The organism is Phenylobacterium sp. (assembly GCF_036263695.1).
Lineage (GTDB): Bacteria > Pseudomonadota > Alphaproteobacteria > Caulobacterales > Caulobacteraceae > Phenylobacterium.
In genome coordinates this window covers 1-15,386 of the sequence record NZ_DATAGM010000226.1, presented here as the reverse complement: position 1 = coordinate 15,386, position 15,386 = coordinate 1, and the positions used below count along the sequence as shown (strand labels likewise).

Annotated in this window: 17 protein-coding genes and 1 tRNA gene; 14 read left to right on the top strand and 4 right to left on the bottom strand. The window is 72.2% G+C overall.

The window, feature by feature from the left end:
* From VHK87_RS09235 to VHK87_RS09225, 3 genes are all read left to right on the top strand, one after another.
* Positions 1–1,111 (top strand): acetyl-CoA C-acetyltransferase (locus VHK87_RS09235; RefSeq protein ID WP_329634607.1); only part of this gene is annotated, 1,111 nt, incomplete at its 5' end.
* A gap of 45 nt (positions 1,112–1,156) precedes the next feature.
* Positions 1,157–1,882 carry a beta-ketoacyl-ACP reductase gene (locus VHK87_RS09230; RefSeq protein WP_329634606.1) on the top strand — a complete coding sequence of 242 codons (726 nt, stop codon included), beginning with the start codon at positions 1,157–1,159 and terminating at the stop codon, positions 1,880–1,882.
* Positions 1,883–1,980: 98 nt separating this feature from the next.
* On the top strand, positions 1,981–2,703 hold the full coding sequence (locus VHK87_RS09225; protein ID WP_329634605.1) for a DUF4908 domain-containing protein: 723 nt from the start codon (positions 1,981–1,983) through the stop codon (positions 2,701–2,703).
* 31 nt (positions 2,704–2,734) lie between these two features.
* Here the strand turns inward: VHK87_RS09225 and gloB are convergent, their stop codons facing one another.
* A complete protein-coding gene (gene gloB / locus VHK87_RS09220) occupies positions 2,735–3,493 on the bottom strand; it encodes a hydroxyacylglutathione hydrolase (RefSeq protein WP_329634604.1) in 759 nt (252 codons plus the stop codon).
* A gap of 84 nt (positions 3,494–3,577) precedes the next feature.
* Here gloB and VHK87_RS09215 point away from each other — a divergent pair, with 84 nt between their 5' ends.
* Positions 3,578–4,357, top strand: a complete 780-nt coding sequence (locus VHK87_RS09215; protein ID WP_329634603.1) for a class I SAM-dependent methyltransferase — start codon at positions 3,578–3,580, stop codon at positions 4,355–4,357.
* 61 nt (positions 4,358–4,418) lie between these two features.
* A complete protein-coding gene (locus VHK87_RS09210) occupies positions 4,419–4,763 on the top strand; it encodes a P-II family nitrogen regulator (protein WP_329634602.1) in 345 nt (114 codons plus the stop codon).
* A 172-nt stretch (positions 4,764–4,935) separates the two neighbouring features.
* Here VHK87_RS09210 and metW read toward each other — a convergent pair whose 3' ends face one another.
* Together metW and metX are read right to left on the bottom strand one after the other, a co-directional pair.
* The gene (gene metW / locus VHK87_RS09205; RefSeq protein ID WP_329634601.1) at positions 4,936–5,592 is read right to left on the bottom strand and encodes a methionine biosynthesis protein MetW; all 657 of its coding nucleotides are present in this window, start codon (positions 5,590–5,592) and stop codon (positions 4,936–4,938) included.
* Positions 5,589–6,746, bottom strand: a complete 1,158-nt coding sequence (gene metX / locus VHK87_RS09200) for a homoserine O-acetyltransferase MetX (RefSeq protein WP_329634600.1) — start codon at positions 6,744–6,746, stop codon at positions 5,589–5,591. Before metX ends, metW begins: the two co-directional genes overlap by 4 nt.
* Positions 6,747–6,832: 86 nt before the next feature.
* Here metX and VHK87_RS09195 point away from each other — a divergent pair, with 86 nt between their 5' ends.
* The 4 genes from VHK87_RS09195 (at position 6,833) to VHK87_RS09180 (ending at position 10,273) form a co-directional block, all read left to right on the top strand.
* The gene (locus VHK87_RS09195) at positions 6,833–7,333 is read left to right on the top strand and encodes a SixA phosphatase family protein (protein WP_329634599.1); all 501 of its coding nucleotides are present in this window, start codon (positions 6,833–6,835) and stop codon (positions 7,331–7,333) included.
* Positions 7,333–7,671: a DUF952 domain-containing protein gene (locus tag VHK87_RS09190; protein ID WP_414694135.1), complete on the top strand. Its 339-nt coding sequence runs from the start codon at positions 7,333–7,335 to the stop codon at positions 7,669–7,671. Before VHK87_RS09195 ends, VHK87_RS09190 begins: the two co-directional genes overlap by 1 nt.
* Positions 7,668–8,708 carry a quinone-dependent dihydroorotate dehydrogenase gene (locus VHK87_RS09185; protein WP_329634598.1) on the top strand — a complete coding sequence of 347 codons (1,041 nt, stop codon included), beginning with the start codon at positions 7,668–7,670 and terminating at the stop codon, positions 8,706–8,708. The genes VHK87_RS09190 and VHK87_RS09185 overlap by 4 nt, the downstream gene beginning before the upstream one ends.
* 74 nt (positions 8,709–8,782) lie before the next feature.
* Positions 8,783–10,273, top strand: a complete 1,491-nt coding sequence (locus tag VHK87_RS09180) for a HAMP domain-containing sensor histidine kinase (RefSeq protein ID WP_329634597.1) — start codon at positions 8,783–8,785, stop codon at positions 10,271–10,273.
* 5 nt (positions 10,274–10,278) lie between these two features.
* Here VHK87_RS09180 and ggt read toward each other — a convergent pair whose 3' ends face one another.
* The gene (gene ggt / locus VHK87_RS09175) at positions 10,279–11,994 is read right to left on the bottom strand and encodes a gamma-glutamyltransferase (protein ID WP_329634596.1); all 1,716 of its coding nucleotides are present in this window, start codon (positions 11,992–11,994) and stop codon (positions 10,279–10,281) included.
* Between the two features lie 83 nt (positions 11,995–12,077).
* Here ggt and VHK87_RS09170 point away from each other — a divergent pair, with 83 nt between their 5' ends.
* The 5 genes from VHK87_RS09170 to VHK87_RS09150 form a co-directional block, all read left to right on the top strand.
* Positions 12,078–13,097 (top strand): P1 family peptidase, encoded by a 1,020-nt coding sequence (locus tag VHK87_RS09170; protein WP_329634595.1) that lies wholly within the window; start codon positions 12,078–12,080, stop codon positions 13,095–13,097.
* Positions 13,098–13,206: 109 nt separating this feature from the next.
* Complete coding sequence (locus VHK87_RS09165; RefSeq protein ID WP_329634594.1) at positions 13,207–14,490, top strand: hypothetical protein; 1,284 nt, start codon at positions 13,207–13,209, stop codon at positions 14,488–14,490.
* Between the two features lie 100 nt (positions 14,491–14,590).
* Positions 14,591–14,667: transfer RNA gene (locus tag VHK87_RS09160), tRNA-Arg, on the top strand.
* A gap of 165 nt (positions 14,668–14,832) precedes the next feature.
* Positions 14,833–15,000, top strand: a complete 168-nt coding sequence (locus VHK87_RS09155; RefSeq protein ID WP_329634593.1) for a hypothetical protein — start codon at positions 14,833–14,835, stop codon at positions 14,998–15,000.
* Between the two features lie 134 nt (positions 15,001–15,134).
* Positions 15,135–15,386 (top strand): hypothetical protein (locus tag VHK87_RS09150; protein ID WP_329634592.1); only part of this gene is annotated, 252 nt, incomplete at its 3' end.

Here is a 15,386-nt window from a genome sequence, read left to right as displayed (position 1 = left end):
GTCGTTGCCCGCCCATGAACTCGGCAGGATCGCCATCACGGCCGCCGTGGAACGGGCGGGGATCCAGGCGTCCGACGTGAACGAGGTGGTGCTGGGCCAAGTGCTGCAGGCCGGCGCCGGCCAGGGCCCGGCGCGCCAGGCGGCGGTCAACGCGGGCATCCCGGTGGAGGCGCCCGCCTGGAGCCTCAATCAGCTCTGCGGTTCGGGTCTGCGCGCCGTGGCGCTGGCCGCCCAGCAGATCGCCGACGGCTCGGCCGGCATCGTCGTGGCCGGCGGCCAGGAGAGCATGAGCCAGTCGCCGCATGCCGCCCACCTGCGCTCCGGCCAGAAGATGGGCGACCTGTCCTTCGTCGACACCATGATCAAGGACGGGCTGTGGGACGCCTTCCACGGCTACCACATGGGCCAGACGGCGGAGAACATCGCCGCCCGTTGGCAGATCACCCGCGAGGACCAGGACCGGTTCGCCGTCGCCTCCCAGAACCGCGCCGAGGCGGCCCAGAAGGGCGGCAAGTTCAAGGACGAGATCGCGCCGGTCACCATCAAGGGCCGCAAGGGCGACACCGTCGTCGAGAACGACGAGTACATCCGCCACGGCGCGACACTGGAGAGCGTCTCGGGCCTGCGCCCCGCCTTCACCAAGGACGGCACGGTCACCGCCGCCAACGCCTCGGGGCTCAATGACGGCGCCGCCGCGCTGGTGCTGATGAGCGCCGCCGAGGCGCAGCGCCGGGGGCTGAAGCCGCTGGCCCGCATCGCCTCCTGGGCCCATGCCGGCGTCGAGCCGGAGATCATGGGCACGGGCCCGATCCCGGCCAGCCGCAAGGCGCTGGAGAAGGCCGGCTGGAGCATCGGCGATCTCGATCGGATCGAGTCCAACGAGGCCTTCGCCGCGCAGTCGCTGTGCGTCGTGCGGGACCTGGGCCTCGATCCGGACAAGGTCAACGTCAACGGCGGCGCCATCGCCATCGGCCACCCGATCGGCGCCTCGGGCGCTCGGATCCTCACCACGCTGCTGCACGAAATGCGGCGCTCGAGCGTTCAGAAGGGCCTGGCCACCCTCTGCGTCGGCGGAGGCATGGGCGTGGCGATGTGCGTCGAAGCGGTGTGACGCGCCGGGCTCAACCGGCGCGCTTTAGTTAGGGAAGAGGTGACCATGGCGAGGGTGGCGTTTGTCACGGGCGGGACCCGTGGCATCGGGTATGCGATCTGCGAGCGGCTGCAGAACGACGGGATCCGGGTGGCCGCCGGCTACTCCGGTAATGACGAGGCCGCCCAGGCCTGCGCCCGCGAGCTCAAGTGCATGGTCGTGAAGGGCAACGTCGGCAACTTCGAGGACTGCAAGCGCGCCGTCGCCGACGTGGAGCGCGAGCTCGGCCCCGTGGACATCCTGGTCAACAACGCCGGCATCACCCGTGACGGCTTCTTCCACAAGATGACGCCGGAGCAGTGGAGCGAGGTCATCCGGGTGAACATGGACTCCGTGTTCAACATGACCCGTCAGGTGATCGAGGGCATGCGCGACCGCGGCTGGGGCCGGATCATCAACATCTCCTCGATCAACGGCCAGAAGGGCCAGGTGGGGCAGACCAACTATTCCGCCGCCAAGGCCGGCATGATCGGCTTCACCAAGGCGCTGGCGCTGGAGAACGCCCGCAAGGGGGTGACGGTGAACTGCATCGCCCCGGGCTACATCGACACCGAGATGGTGCAGTCGGTGCCGGAGAACGTCCTGCAGGGGATCGTCGCGCAGATTCCGGTGGGCCGGCTTGGCAAGGGCGAGGAAATCGCCGACATGGTCGCCTTTCTCGCCGGGGAGCACGCCGGGTATGTGACCGGCGCGACACTCTCCCTTAACGGCGGTCAGTACATGGTCGGGTGACGACTTAGGGTGTCCAAAAAGCGCCCTAGTCGCTCGGCAATGGGTAGAACGCCATGGCGAGCGGAGAGACTAGGGTCCTGAGACGGGGCGTCATAGGGTTGGCGTTCCTAACGGCCCTTAGCGGATTCGCCTGGGAGGCGAGTGCGGCGCCCGACTCGCTGCGCGATCGGCTGCAGCCGCGCGGACCGACCTTCCGATCCGACAAGACGCCCCCGATCGGCCGCTACGTGACCGAAGACGGCCGCGCTTTCGTCTTCGACCGGAGCACCTCGCGCCCGCTGCTGAGGTTCGAGAACAACTACGAGGTCTGGGCCTTGCAGGCCCAGGCCGCGCCGCGCGGCGACACCATCTACAAGAACGACCTTGGGCAGCCGGTGCTGCGGGCCACGCGGCTCGGCGGCCTCACGTTGTTCAGCGCCTCCCAGCCGGGCGGCAGCGCTGCGGCGCTGTCGGGCAACGGAACGCCGCTTCGGCTGCCGGTGCTCGGGCCCCAGGCGCTGCTTGAGAAGCTGGCGCAGGCCAGCGCCCGCGCCAGCCGCGCCGCCCGCCGGTTGATCCCCTTCGATGCCGACGCCGACCCGTCGTCCGCCGCACTGGTGGCCGATGCGGCGATGATCACCGCCGAGGCGGTAGTCCGCATCTCCCGCCGCCCCGACGGCCGCGCCCGGCTGGCGCAGATCAAGAAGGTGCAGCTCGTCCAGGGCAACCGCGCCGCCGCCACCGTCAACAGCGACGTCATGCGCATCACCGTCGCGCCCGGCCAGGGCCTCGCCGGCCGCCCCTCGTCGGAGCGGATCGCCTACGCGGTCGGGGTGCGGTGACTCTTTCCCTCCCCATGAAGGGGGGAAGACGCTAGCCCTTGAACCCGTCCTTCGCCGCCCGCACGGCGGCGAACGCCTGGTGGTCCGGCCCCTCGACGCCCAGGGCGGGCGCGAGCAGCGGGGCCCGCAGGAAGGGATTGGTGGCCTTCTCCAGCGCGATGGTGGTCGGAACGGTCGGCTCGCCACGCTCGCGTGCGGCGAAGATCTGGTCCGCGCGGGCCTTGAGCGCCGGCGCCTGGTCCACCGACAGGGCGAAGCGGGCGTTCGAGGCGGTGTATTCGTGGGCGCAGTAGACGACGGTCTCGTCCGGCAGGGCGGCCAAGCGCTGCAGGCTGGTCCACATCTGCTCGGCCGTGCCTTCGAACAGCCGCCCGCAGCCGAGCGCGAACAGGGTGTCGCCCACGAAGGCGACCTTGTCGGCCTCGTCGAAGTAAGTGACGTGGCCGAGGGTGTGGCCGCCGGACTCGATCACCCGGAAGCGCGTGGCGCCCAGTTCGACCACCTCGCCGTCGCCCACCTCGCGGTCGAGGGGGGCGATGCGGGTCACCTCCTTCGGCCCGACGATCCGGCAGCCGGTCGCAGCCTGGATCTCGGCGTTGCCGCCGGCGTGGTCCGGGTGCCAGTGGGTGTTGAGGATCAGGGCCAGCTCCCAGCCAGTCTTCTCCAGCTCGCCGAGGATGGCCTTGGCGTCGGGGGTGTCGACGCAGGCGGCCAGGCCGCTCTCCCGGTCGCGGACCAGGAAGCCGTAGTTGTCCGAAAGGCACGGGAACTGGTGGACGTCTATGGCCATTGCGCTCGCTCCGCCATCTGAGGACAAGTTGACCCCCGACGTTTTAGGTTGGGGCCCCAAGCCGAGTCGAGAACAGCCTGCCGCATGCGCCGCGACGTCCTTGATCTCCGCGAGTTCTACGCCAGCCCGCTGGGCGCGGCGGCGCGGCAGATGGTCGGCCGCAAGGTGGCCGAGGCCTGGGGCGAGACGACCGGGCTGGACATCCTGGGGCTCGGCTACGCCACGCCGTTCGTCGGCTTCTTCCGGCCGGTGGCCCGCCGGGTGGTGGCCGCCATGCCCGCCCAGCAGGGGGTCGAGGTCTGGCCCTCAGGCGAGAAGAACCTGACCTGCCTGGCGGGCGAGGACTCTTTGCCCTTCGCCAACGCGCTGTTCGACCGGATCCTGGCGGTGCACGCGGTGGAGGAGAGCCCCGATCCCCTCGGCCTGCTGCAGGAGGTCTGGCGGGTGCTGGCCCCCTCGGGCCGGATCATCGTGGCGGTGGCGGCGCGCAACGGCCTTTGGGCCAACTCCGAGGCCACCCCGTTCGGCCACGGCCGGCCCTACAGCCGCAGCCAGCTGGCCGAGCTGCTGCGGGAGGCCGAGCTCGAGCCGACCGGCTGGACGCGGGCCCTCTATGTGCCGCCGGTCGCCTGGATGAGCCGGTGGGCGGAGGGGTTCGAGCAGGCGGGATCGCGCCTGTGGCCGAAGTTCGCCGGCGTGGTGCTGACCGAGGCGGTCAAGCAGACCTTCGCCGTGAAGGCCAAGGGCGCCCGCGCCCGCGTGCACATCGCCCCGCCCATGCTGACGCCCGCGCCGGCGGGGCCGCGGGTGCAGGCCGAGCCCCGCGCGCCCGCCCCTCTTGGAGCGCGTGAAACTTCGCCCTAGCTTGCGGATTGATTTGAGCCCGCGGCATGCGGGCGAGACGGACGTACTGGAGACCTCCCGCATGAAGATGATCGTCGCGGTCATCAAGCCCAGCCGCCTCGACGCGGTTCTCGAGGCCGTCACCGAGGCCGGCGCTTCGGGCCTCACCGTCACCGAGGTCCGCGGCTACGGTCGTCAGCGGGGCAAGACCGAGGTTTACCGGGGCGCCGAATACGAAGTGAAGCTGCTGCCCAAGGTGAAGCTGGAAATCGCGGTGCCCTCCGACATCGCCGATCGGGTCGTCGAAGCGGTCGCCAAGACCGCCAACACCGGCAAGATCGGAGACGGCAAGGTGTTCGTCCTCGACCTCGAGCAGGCCCTGCGCATCCGCACCGGCGACCGCGACGCGGCGGCGATCGCGGGGTAGGCGCGGGCTCTTCCCCTCCCCTTCAGGCGGGGTGGACCGGCGCGAACGACGGGACGGGTGGGGAATCCCCGGTCCTGCAGGGGCTCGGACCCCCAACGCCTAGCAGTTCGACGCTTCCCCACGCCGCGATGCTTCGCATCGTCGGCCCTCCCCTGAAAGGGAGGGAAAGAAGTCATCCGAACAGGTCCGCCTTCTCGGCTTTCGGCGCAGGGGCGACGGTCCGCCGGCGGCTGAGCAGGAACAGCGCCTGCTCGGAGCGCCAGTTCTCGAACGGCTTCCAGGGATCGATCGGCCGCGCGGGCTTGCCTTGGGCGAAGGCCGAGCAGGCGTCGACGCGCAGGTCCAGGTCCTCGCACAGGTCGGTGAAGTCGCGCAGGGTGCACAGGTGGATGTTGGGCGTCGACCACCAGGGCTCGGGCAGGGCGCCGGTCTCCGGCATCCGCCCGGTGGTCAGGAGCGCCCAGCGCACCTTCCAGTGCCCGAAGTTGGGCACCGAGACCACCGCCCGCTCGGCGATGCGCAACAGCTCGGCCAGAACGTGCTTCGGCTCGCGCATCTGCTGCAGGGTCTTGGACAGGATGGCGTAGTCGAAGGCCTTCGTCGGGAAGTGGTCGAGGTCGCGATCGCCGTCGCCCTGCACCACCGCCAGCCCCTTTTTCAGGCAGGCGGCGACGCCGTCCTGGCTGATCTCAAGCCCCTGGCCGTCGACGCCCTTCTCGCGGGCCAGCAGCTCCAGCAGCTCGCCCTCGCCGCAGCCGACGTCGAGCACGCGCGAGCCCGGCCGCACGAGCCGCAGGATCTCGCGGAAGTCCTCGCGCAGCGCGCTCACGAAAGGCCCCGCGCCTCCGCCTGGGCGTTGAGGAAGCCGCGCAGGGTGGCGTCCAGCTGCGGCTCGTCGAGGAAGAAGGCGTCGTGGCCCTTGTCGGTCTCGATCTCCACGAAGCTGGCGCGGCAGCCGGCGGCGTTCAGGGCGCGCACGATGTCCCGGCTCTCGGCGGTGGGATAGAGCCAGTCGGAGGAGAAGGACAGCACGCAGAACTTCACGTCCCGAGCCCGCTCGAAGGCCTTGGCGAGCTGGCCGTCGAAGCTGGCGGCCAGGTCGAAATAGTCCAGGGCCCTCGTGATGTAGAGGTAGGAGTTGGCGTCGAAACGGTCCACGAAGCTGGCGCCCTGGTGGCGCAGGTAGCTCTCCACCTGGAAGTCGGCGTCAAAGCCCCAGGACAGGCCGTCCCGCTGCAGCTCGCGGCCGAACTTGCGCTGCAGCGCCGCCTCCGAGAGGTAGGTGATGTGCGCTGCCATCCGCGCGACCGCCAGCCCCTTCTCCGGCCGAACGCCCTGGGCGAGGTAGTCGCCGCCCCGCCAGTCGGGGTCGGCCATGATCGCCTGGCGGCCCACCTCGTGGAAGGCGATGTTCTGCGCGGAATGGCGGGCCGCCGCGGCGATGCAGACCGCCGAGAACAGCTTTTCCGGATAGTCGGTGGCCCAGCGCAGCACCTGCATGCCGCCCATGGAGCCGCCGACCGCGGCGAACAGCGTCTCGATGCCCAGCGCTTCGATCAGCATCGCCTGGGCGCGGACCATGTCGGCGATGGTGATCATCGGGAAGCTCAGGCCGTAGGGCATGCCGGTCGCCGGGTTCACCGAGGCCGGGCCGCTCGAGCCCATGCAGCCGCCGATCACATTGGTGCTGATGATGAAGTAGCGGGCCGGGTCCAGCGGCAGGCCGGGCCCGATCACCCGGTCCCACCAGCCCGGCTTGCCAGTCAGGGGATGGGGCGAGGCGGCATGCTGGTCGCCGGTCAGCGCATGGCAGACCAGTACGGCGTTGGACTTGTCGGCGTTCAGCGCGCCGTAGGTCTTGTAGGCGATCTCCAGCGGGGCGATCACGCCTCCACCGTCCAGGCGCAGAGGCCTGTCGGCCGGGAAGCACATCACGCCCCCGCCCACCAGCAAGCCGCCGCTCACAGAGCCTGTGTCGTCCATCGCCGCGTTGGAGCCTCGATCGTATGCGCAGTCAACCGCTTCGCGCGGGCGCGACCTTTGGCTAAGACCTCGCCCATGAGGATGCGATGGACCGGCTGATTCTGTTTCGTCATGGGGACGCCGAGCGGCAATCGGCCAGCGGCGAGGATTTCGACCGGCGGCTGACCGCGACGGGCCGCCGCGAGTCCCAGGAGACGGGCGAGAGCCTCGCCCACCTGGGCTTTGCGCCCGACGTGACGCTGGTCTCCGGCGCGGCGCGTGCCCGGGAGACCTGGGCCTCGGCCGAGCCGGCGCTGCCCTGCCGCGAGGTGCGCTTCGACGACCGCCTGTACCTGGCCGAAGCGCCGGTGATCCGCGAGGCCGCCGAGGCCGCCGGCGAGGACGCGCGCACGGTGATGGTGGTCGGCCACAATCCCGGACTCCAGGAGCTGATCGTCCACTTGCTGGTCGAGGGCTCGGCCGCGCCCCAGCTGATCGCCCGGGCCCGCGCCGGCCTGCCGACCGGCGGCGCCGCCGTCTTCCTGATCGACGCCAACGGCCGCCCCGCCTTCGACGGCCTTCTGCTGCCGAGCGGCCGGGGCCGCTGATGCGGGTCTATAAGATCCTCACCCGCGCCGAGTGGGAGGCCGCCCGGGCTGCGGGCCGCTACGAGGGCTCGCGGGTGGACCTCGACGACGGCTTCATCCATCTCTCCACAGCCGCCCAAGCTCCCGAGACAGCCCGTCGCCACTTCGCCGGCCAGGCCGGGCTCGTGGTCGTGGAGTTCGAGGCCGGCGACCTCGCCCCGGCCCTGCAATGGGAGCCCTCCCGGGGCGGCGAACTCTTCCCGCACCTCTACGCCCCGTTGGATCCGGCCAAGGCGCTGACGGTGCGCGAGGCGCCGCTGGGCGACGACGGCGTGCCGATGCTCGGGCCGCTGACATGATCCACGACCTCGCCACCCGGGTGCTGCACCGCTACGAGCCGGAGCGGGCGCACGAGCTGACGATCAAGGCGCTGAAGGCAGGGCTGGGGCCGAAGGCGGGGCCGAGGTTCGACCCGGTCCTCGAGTCGACGCTGGCCGGCATCCGGCTGCCCAACCCGATCGGCCTGGCGCCCGGGTTCGACAAGAACGCCGAGGTGTTCGCCCCCATGCTGAGGGCCGGCTTCGGCTTCGTGGAATGCGGGACGGTCACCCCCAAGCCCCAGGAGGGGAACCCGAGGCCCCGGCTCTTCCGCCTGGCCGAGGACCAGGCGGTGATCAATCGCATGGGCTTCAACAACCAGGGGCTGGAGCCCTTCGCCGAGCGGCTGGCCCGGCGCGGACGCGGCGTGGTGGGCGCCAACATCGGCGCCAACAAGGACTCCGACGATCGCATCGCCGACTATGTGACGGGCCTGACCGGCCTCTGGGGCCTCTGCGACTACTTCACCATCAACATCTCCTCGCCCAACACCCCGGGCCTGAGGGCGCTGCAGACCAGGGACGCGCTGGAGGAGCTGTTGGGGCGGATCTCCGAGGCGCGGGCGAAGCTGCCGGCCCGCGGCCGCGTTCCAGTCTTCCTGAAGGTCGCGCCCGACCTCGACGAGGCGGAGATCGAGGCCGTCGTCGAGACCGCCGTGGCCGAGGACCTGGCCGCCATCATCGTCTCCAACACCACGCTGTCGCGGGCCGGGCTGAGCTCGCCGCAGCGGGACGAGGCCGGCGGCCTCTCCGGCGCGCCGCTGTTCGAGCTCTCCACGCAGGTGTTGCGACAGTTCCACGCCGCGGCCGACGGGCGGATCGCGCTGATCGGCGCCGGCGGCGTGGGCTCGGGCGAGGCGGCCTACGCCAAGATCCGCGCGGGCGCCTCGGCGGTGCAGCTCTATTCGGCCCTGGTCTACCAGGGGCCGGGCCTGGTCCGCCGCATCGCCAGGGATCTGGCCGCCCGACTGAAGGCGGACGGCTTCCTATCGGTGGCCGAAGCTGTAGCGGCGGGTTAGCACTTTCGCCCAGCAGTTCGCGCCACGGCTGCGCCGCGTTGCCGCCCGAGCCTTAGTGCAGTAACGGGAACGTCATGGCGGACGCCCCCTCGCCGACGGAGCCGACCAGGCCGCACCGGCGCCGCTTTTACTGGCCAGGCGGCCTCTCCGCGCGCCTGCTGATCCTCACCACGCTGTTCGTCGCGTTCGGCGGCCTCTTGGTCGTGCCCCCGGCGCTGGCCGCCTTTGAGGAGCAGTGGCTGCTGGAGCGGGTGCGGGCCGCCGAAATGGCCGCGCTCGCGGCCGACGTGGCCCGCGGCCAGGTCACGGTGCAGCACCGCACGCAGTTGTTGCGCGCCGCCGGCATCGAGCGGGTCGCGACCCAGGATCCCGACGGGGTGCGCCGGCTGGTGCTGGGCGGCGGGCGGGCGCTGCGCAATCCCTATGTCGTCGATTTGCGCGAGCAGGCTGTCGGCTCCTGGCTGGGGGCCCCCTTCCAGACCCTGACCGCCCCGCCGGACGCCAGCGTCCGGGTGCTGGCCGAGCCGCGCCAGATGCAGGTGGACTTCATCGAGGTGGTGGCCCCTCACGCGGCGCTGAAGGCCGAGCTGCAGAACTACCTCGGCCGGCTGCTGCTGATCGTGCTGTTCGTCTCCGGCGTGGCCGGGGTGCTGGTCTACTTCACCCTGAACTTCTTCCTCGTGCGGCCGATGCAGCGGATCACCCGGGCCATGGAGCGGTTCCGCGCCGACCCGGAGGACCCCGCCGCCCACGTGGAGCTCTCCGGCCGCCGCGACGAGATCGGCCGGGCCGAGGCCGAGCTCGACCGGATGCAGGCCGACTTGCGCGCAGCCCTGAATTCGCGCGCGCGGCTGGCCGCCCTTGGCGAGGCCGTGGCCAAGATCAACCACGACCTGCGCAACATGCTGACCAGCGCCCAGATCGCCTCCGAGCGGCTGGCCGCCCTGCAGGACCCGAAGGTCAGCCAGGCCCTGCCTAGGCTGGAGCGGGCGCTGGACCGCGCCGTGAAGCTCGCCACCGACGTGCTGACCTACGGCAAGACGGAGGAGCCGGCGCCGGACGCCCGCCCCGTGGCGCTCCGTCCGGCGCTGGAGAGCGCCGCCGAGGACGCCCGCCTGTCGGACCAGGGCGTGCGGCTGATCGCCGAGGTCGACCCCGCCGATCAGGTGCGCGCCGATCCCGACCAACTGCACCGGATCCTGGTCAACCTGATGCGCAACGCCCGCGAGGCCATCGAGGCCCAGGCGGACCGGATCGAGCCGGGCTTCGTCCGTGTGACCCTGTCCGAGGCCGAGGGCGTCAGCCGCGTCCGCCTGGCGGACAACGGCCCCGGCCTCTCCGATCGGGCCCGGACGCGGTTGTTCGAGCCGTTCGCCGGCTCCTCGCGGCCTGGCGGCGCGGGCCTGGGTCTCGCCATCGCCCGGGAGCTTGCCGAAAAGCACGGCGGCGCCCTGTCCCTCGCCGACACCGGCGCCACGGGCACCACCTTCGAACTCCAACTCCCGGGCGCCCCCGGCCGCCTGCGCCGCCGCGCCCCTGCCAAGGCGAAGGCGAAGGGGGAGTAGGCCCCTCAGAACCCCTTCGCGACGCCCTCGCGCCGCGGATCAGCGCCGCCGATCAGGCCGGCGGGGGTGGCCTGGACGCCGTGCAGGCCGGAGCCCTCGGCCGCACCGCCGCCGCGCAGGGTGACGCCCTTGGCCGCAAGGCCCTGGACGACGCCCGGTGCGAACTTGTCCACCTCGGCGCCGTAGGACTCGCCCCGCGCCACCAGGTTCGGCAGGTCGATGGCCTGCTGCACCGGCAGCTCCCAGTCGAGCACGCCCACCAGGGTCTTGAGGTTGTAGGCCAGGATGGCCGGGCCGCCGGGCGAGCCGGCGGCCAGGACGAACTGGCCGTCCTTGTCCAGCACGATGGCCGGGGCCATCGACGAGCGCGGCCGCTTGCGCGGGGCCACGGCGTTGGCGGCCGGCGTGCCGTCGCGGTTGCGCGGCGAGAAGGAGAAGTCGGTCAGCTGGTTGTTGAGGAAGAAGCCGCCGACCATCCGGCCCGAGCCGAAGACGCTTTCGACAGTCGTGGTCATGGAAACGACGTTGCCGGCAGCGTCCACCACGACGAAGTGGGTCGTGCCGGCCGGCTCGAGCGTGGCGTCCGCGGCGAACGTCGGGGCGCCCTTTGGCTGGCCGGGGGCGGGGGCGGGGCCGGCGCGCTCGCCGATCTGGGCCGCGCGCTGGGCGAGGTAGTCCTTCGCCAGCAGCCCCTCGACCGGAACCTGCACGAAGGCCGGGTCGCCGATGTAGCGGTCGCGGTCGGCGTACATCAGCCGGCTCGCCTGGCTCAGCAGGTACCAGCCCTCGGCGTCGGCGGGGCCCAAGTCGGCGATCCTGGTCTGCTCCAGGATCCCAAGCCCCTCTAGCACCGCAGGACCGCCGGACGGGGCGTCCGGCGTACAGACGATCCAGACCCGGTAGGGGCGGCACAGCGCCGGCCCGGCCTTGGGGCGGTAGGCCTTCAGGTCGGCGAGCGTCATCGATCCCGGCCGCGGGCCCTCCGCCACCTTGGCGACGATCGCTTCGGCGATGGTCCCCTCCAGCAGCGCTTTCGGTCCCTCGGCGGCGATCTTGCGGACGGTGGCGGCGTAGGCCGGGTTGCGCCAGGTCTCGCCGGCCTGGATTTTGGTCCCATCCGGCTTGGTGAAGTAGGCCCTGGCGTCCGGCGTGCCCGCCTGCGGCGCGGCAGAGGCCGCCGCCGCGGCCATCCGGTTCGGGACGGGGAAGCCCTGGTCGGCCAGCCGCTCGGCTTCGGTGAACAGCCTCCGCCAGGGCAGCTTGCCGTGACGCTCGTGGGCCATGGCCAGCATGGCGACCGCGCCGGGCACGCCCGTCGAGCGGCCGGAGAGGACGGCCTCGCGGAAGTTCAGCGGCTTGCCGGTCTCGTCCAGGAACATGTCGGGGCCGGCGCCCGCCGGGGCGATCTCGCGTCCGTCGAAGGCGGTCACCTGGCGGCTGCGGGCGTCGTAGTAGGTCATGAATGCGCCGCCGCCGAGGCCGGAGCTCTGCGGCTCGACCAGGCCCAGCACCGCCTGCACCGCGACCGCCGCGTCCACCGCCGAGCCGCCGGCCCGCAGCACCTTCAGCCCGGCGTCGACCGCCATCGGATTGGCGGCGGCGACCATCGCCCGCGGCCCGGCAGCGGCCTCGGCGGGCGGTCCCGCCGTCTTGGGCGCGCCGGCGCAGGCGGCGAGCGTCAGGGCCAGGGCGGCGGCGAGCAGGCGGGGCAAGCGGATCAAGGACCAACTCCGGACAGGGGAGGGGCGACAATAGCGGCCAGGGCGTGGACAACAATCGCCGCGCCGTGCGAGGCAGGCCACACATGACCGGCGCTCCTGGAACACGCAACCTGATCACCGATGTGCCCGGTCTGACGGTGGGCCAGGCGCAGGACGCGGCCGTGCGCACTGGCGTGACCGTGATCCTTCCCGAGGGCCGAGCCGTGGCCGCCTGCGACATCCGCGGCGGCGGGCCCGGCACCCGCGAGACCGACGCCCTGGCGCCGGAGAATCTGGTCGATGCGATCGACGCGGTCGTCCTGGCCGGCGGCTCGGTCTACGGCCTGGCCGCCGCCGACGGGGTGGTCGCCTGGCTGGGGGCGCAGGGCCGCGGCTACGGCCTGGTGCGGCGCGAGGGCGTTCCGTTGTCGCCGGTGGTCCCGGCCGCCATCCTCTACGACCTGGCCAACGGCGGCGACAAAGCGTGGGGCGAGGAGCCGCCCTACCGCCGGCTGGGCCGCGAGGCCGCCGCGGCCGCGGGCGAGGACTTCGCGCTGGGGACCGCCGGGGCGGGGGCCGGGGCCATGGCCGGGGCGCTGAAGGGCGGGACCGGCTCGGCCTCCTGGATCCTCGAAGACGGGACGGCGGTGGGCGCGATCGCCTGCGTCAACAGCCACGGCTCGGTGGTCGCGCCGGGCGGGCGCACATTCTGGGCTGCGCCGTTCGAGGTGGGCGCCGAGTTCGGCGGCCTTGGCCCTGCCGGGCTGTCGGCCACGCCCGGCGACTGGGGACCGTCAAAGGGCGCCGCCGCGCCCCGCCAGAACACCACCATCGCCTGCGTCGCCACCGACGCGACCCTGACGCCCGCCCAGGCCAAGCGGATGGCGATGATGGCCCAGGGGGGCCTGGCCCGCGCGATCCGGCCGGCCTTCGCCCCCTTCGACGGCGATGTCGTCTTCGCCCTCTCCACCGGCGGGCGGCCCCTGACCGGCGGCGAGGCCCAGCTCGCGCGCATCGGCGGGGTGGCCGCCGACTGCCTGGCGCGCGCGGTCGCCCGCGGCGTCTACGAGGCGCAGGCCTGGCCGGGGACGGCCGTGCCGGCCTGGCGCGACCTAGGCGCCTGACGCCGCCGGCAGCGAACCGTCGACAATACAGTTGCTTACGCGCCGCCTAGCTCGGTTCGCGCACCCCTGCTAGGTTCCCGCCCAACCGATTTGAGTGGAGACTTCTTCTATGGCTTGGGGGCGGAAGGCGCTGCTGGTGACGGCGGCGGCGGCATTGGCGGGCACGGCGACGGCCCAGCCGGCGAACCGGGGCGGCCCGGTGGCGACCTACTGGATGAGCGCGGCGACCGCGACCGGCTTCGGCGCCGGCGCGCAGGCCGGCGCGCGGCCCTCCATGGGCCAGATCATGGGGATGATGAACGGCGGCGGCGGGAACGTCGCGAAGACCCTGACGCTGCAGCTCGGCTCCTCGCGCCGCCCGACCGGCGAGCCGCAGGCCGACCACCTGCCTCCGCCCAGTCTCGGCGCCGGCCAGCAGCTGCCGCTGCTGACCCCGCGCGCGGCGCCGCCGGCGCCGCAGACGCCGTACGTGCCGCACGAGTACCAGAAGCCCAAGGGCCGGATGCTGATCTTCTGGGGCTGCGGCGAGCGCGCCCGTCCGGGCCAGCCGCTGGTGCTCGACTTCGCTCAGATGGCCGAGGGCAAGCTGCCGCCGGGCATGCAGAACCTCTCGCAGATGTTCGTCTCGAGTCAGACCCCGCCCGCGCCGGGCCGCACCACCACCTACGGCGAATGGCCCAACGAGCGGACCCGGATCAACGTGCCGGCCAACGGCTCGCTGGTCGGCGAGCACGTTGTGCGCGGCAACTACAGCCCGGAGATCAAGTTCGCCCTGGGCCAGAACCAGGACTTCATGGGCCCCTTCAACCTGACGACCAACCGCAAGAACCCGTCGGGCTCGGGCCAGCTCGGCTGGGCGCCGGTGCAGGGCGCCAAGGCCTACCACGCGGTCATGATGGGCGGCGGTGAGAACGACACCGTGGTGATGTGGAGCTCCAGCGAGGTCCAGGCGATGGCCATGCTGCCGGACTACCTGTCCGACGGCGAGATCAGCCGGCTGGTGACCCAGAAGGCGCTGATGGCTCCGACCACCACCAGCTGCGCCATCCCCAAGGAGGCCCTCGACGCCAGCCCTAGCGGCATGGTGCAGATGGCGGCCTATGGCGGCGAAGCGAACTTCTCCTACCCGCCCAGGCCCGCCAAGCCGCCGGCCGGCTGGGCCCCGGAGTGGGTCGCCAAGGTGCGCTACAAGTCCACCACCGGCGCGATCCTCGGCATGGACATGGCCGACATGGGCGGCGGCGGCGATGACGAGGGCGGCCGTCCCCGTCCCGGCGCCCGCCCGCGCCCCGGCCAGCCCTCGCAAGGCGGTCGGCCCGCGCAGCAGCAGCCGCCGCGCCGTCCCGGCCTCGGCGACGTGATCCGCGGCGGCCTCGGCCTGCCCGGCCTCTAGGACCGGACAGCGGGGCGGCGGCTCTGTAATTCCCGCCGCCGCCCCGCTTGATCTTCGCGCGGACCGCAACTAGGTTCCGCGCCTCGCCGCAAGGCGGTGCGCGCCCGTAGCTCAGCTGGATAGAGCATCAGACTACGAATCTGAGGGTCGGACGTTCGAATCGTTCCGGGCGCGCCATTTTCTCCTTCACTGAAGCGACGGTTGCGAGCGGCCCTGACCTCCAGCGCTCGCCGTTCACCATCCCCGCCAACGCCCCGCACACCACCTGCCTCCACACATCGGCCACCACGCCCGCCAACCCGTGGTTGACGGGGCGGGGCCACACTGGCTGGCATGGAAGAGTTGCTCGCTTTCAGTCGGGCGCTGTGGCGGCTCGGGGACTCGGTCAGCCAGCTGCTGCTGGTGGCGGCGGCGATCGCGGCCGGGGCGGGGCTGGTGATCAGTCCGCACCTGCGCGGCGTGGCGTTCGCCACCGCGGCCGGGCTCGCGGCCCTGCATCTGTTGCAGTGATCTGACGCCGGAGCGCCCCGCGAGCGTGGCGCCGATATCGCACGCCTGCCGCTGAAGGTCTGGGCCCCGTGCCAGAATGAGACGCGTGTCGCGCCAAGGTTCTGGGGCCGTTCAGGTGCAGGAGCTTCGGGGCTATGGCGATCTATACCTTCGACACCATCACGGCGGCGCAGGCGCTGGCGTACAACGCGGCGGCTGACCAGCTGGTGTTCGGCCCCGGTCAGCGGGCCAACCAGGCGTGGGTCGGCTTCGTGCCGGCGGCCGGCGCCGAGCCAGAGCGGGTGACCATCACCCTCGGCGCGCGGACCGTGACCTTCGCCGCCTCGATCTACGGCGAGAGCGACTTCGTGTTCGGCGACGGCTCGCGCCTGTTCGTCGGCACGCCG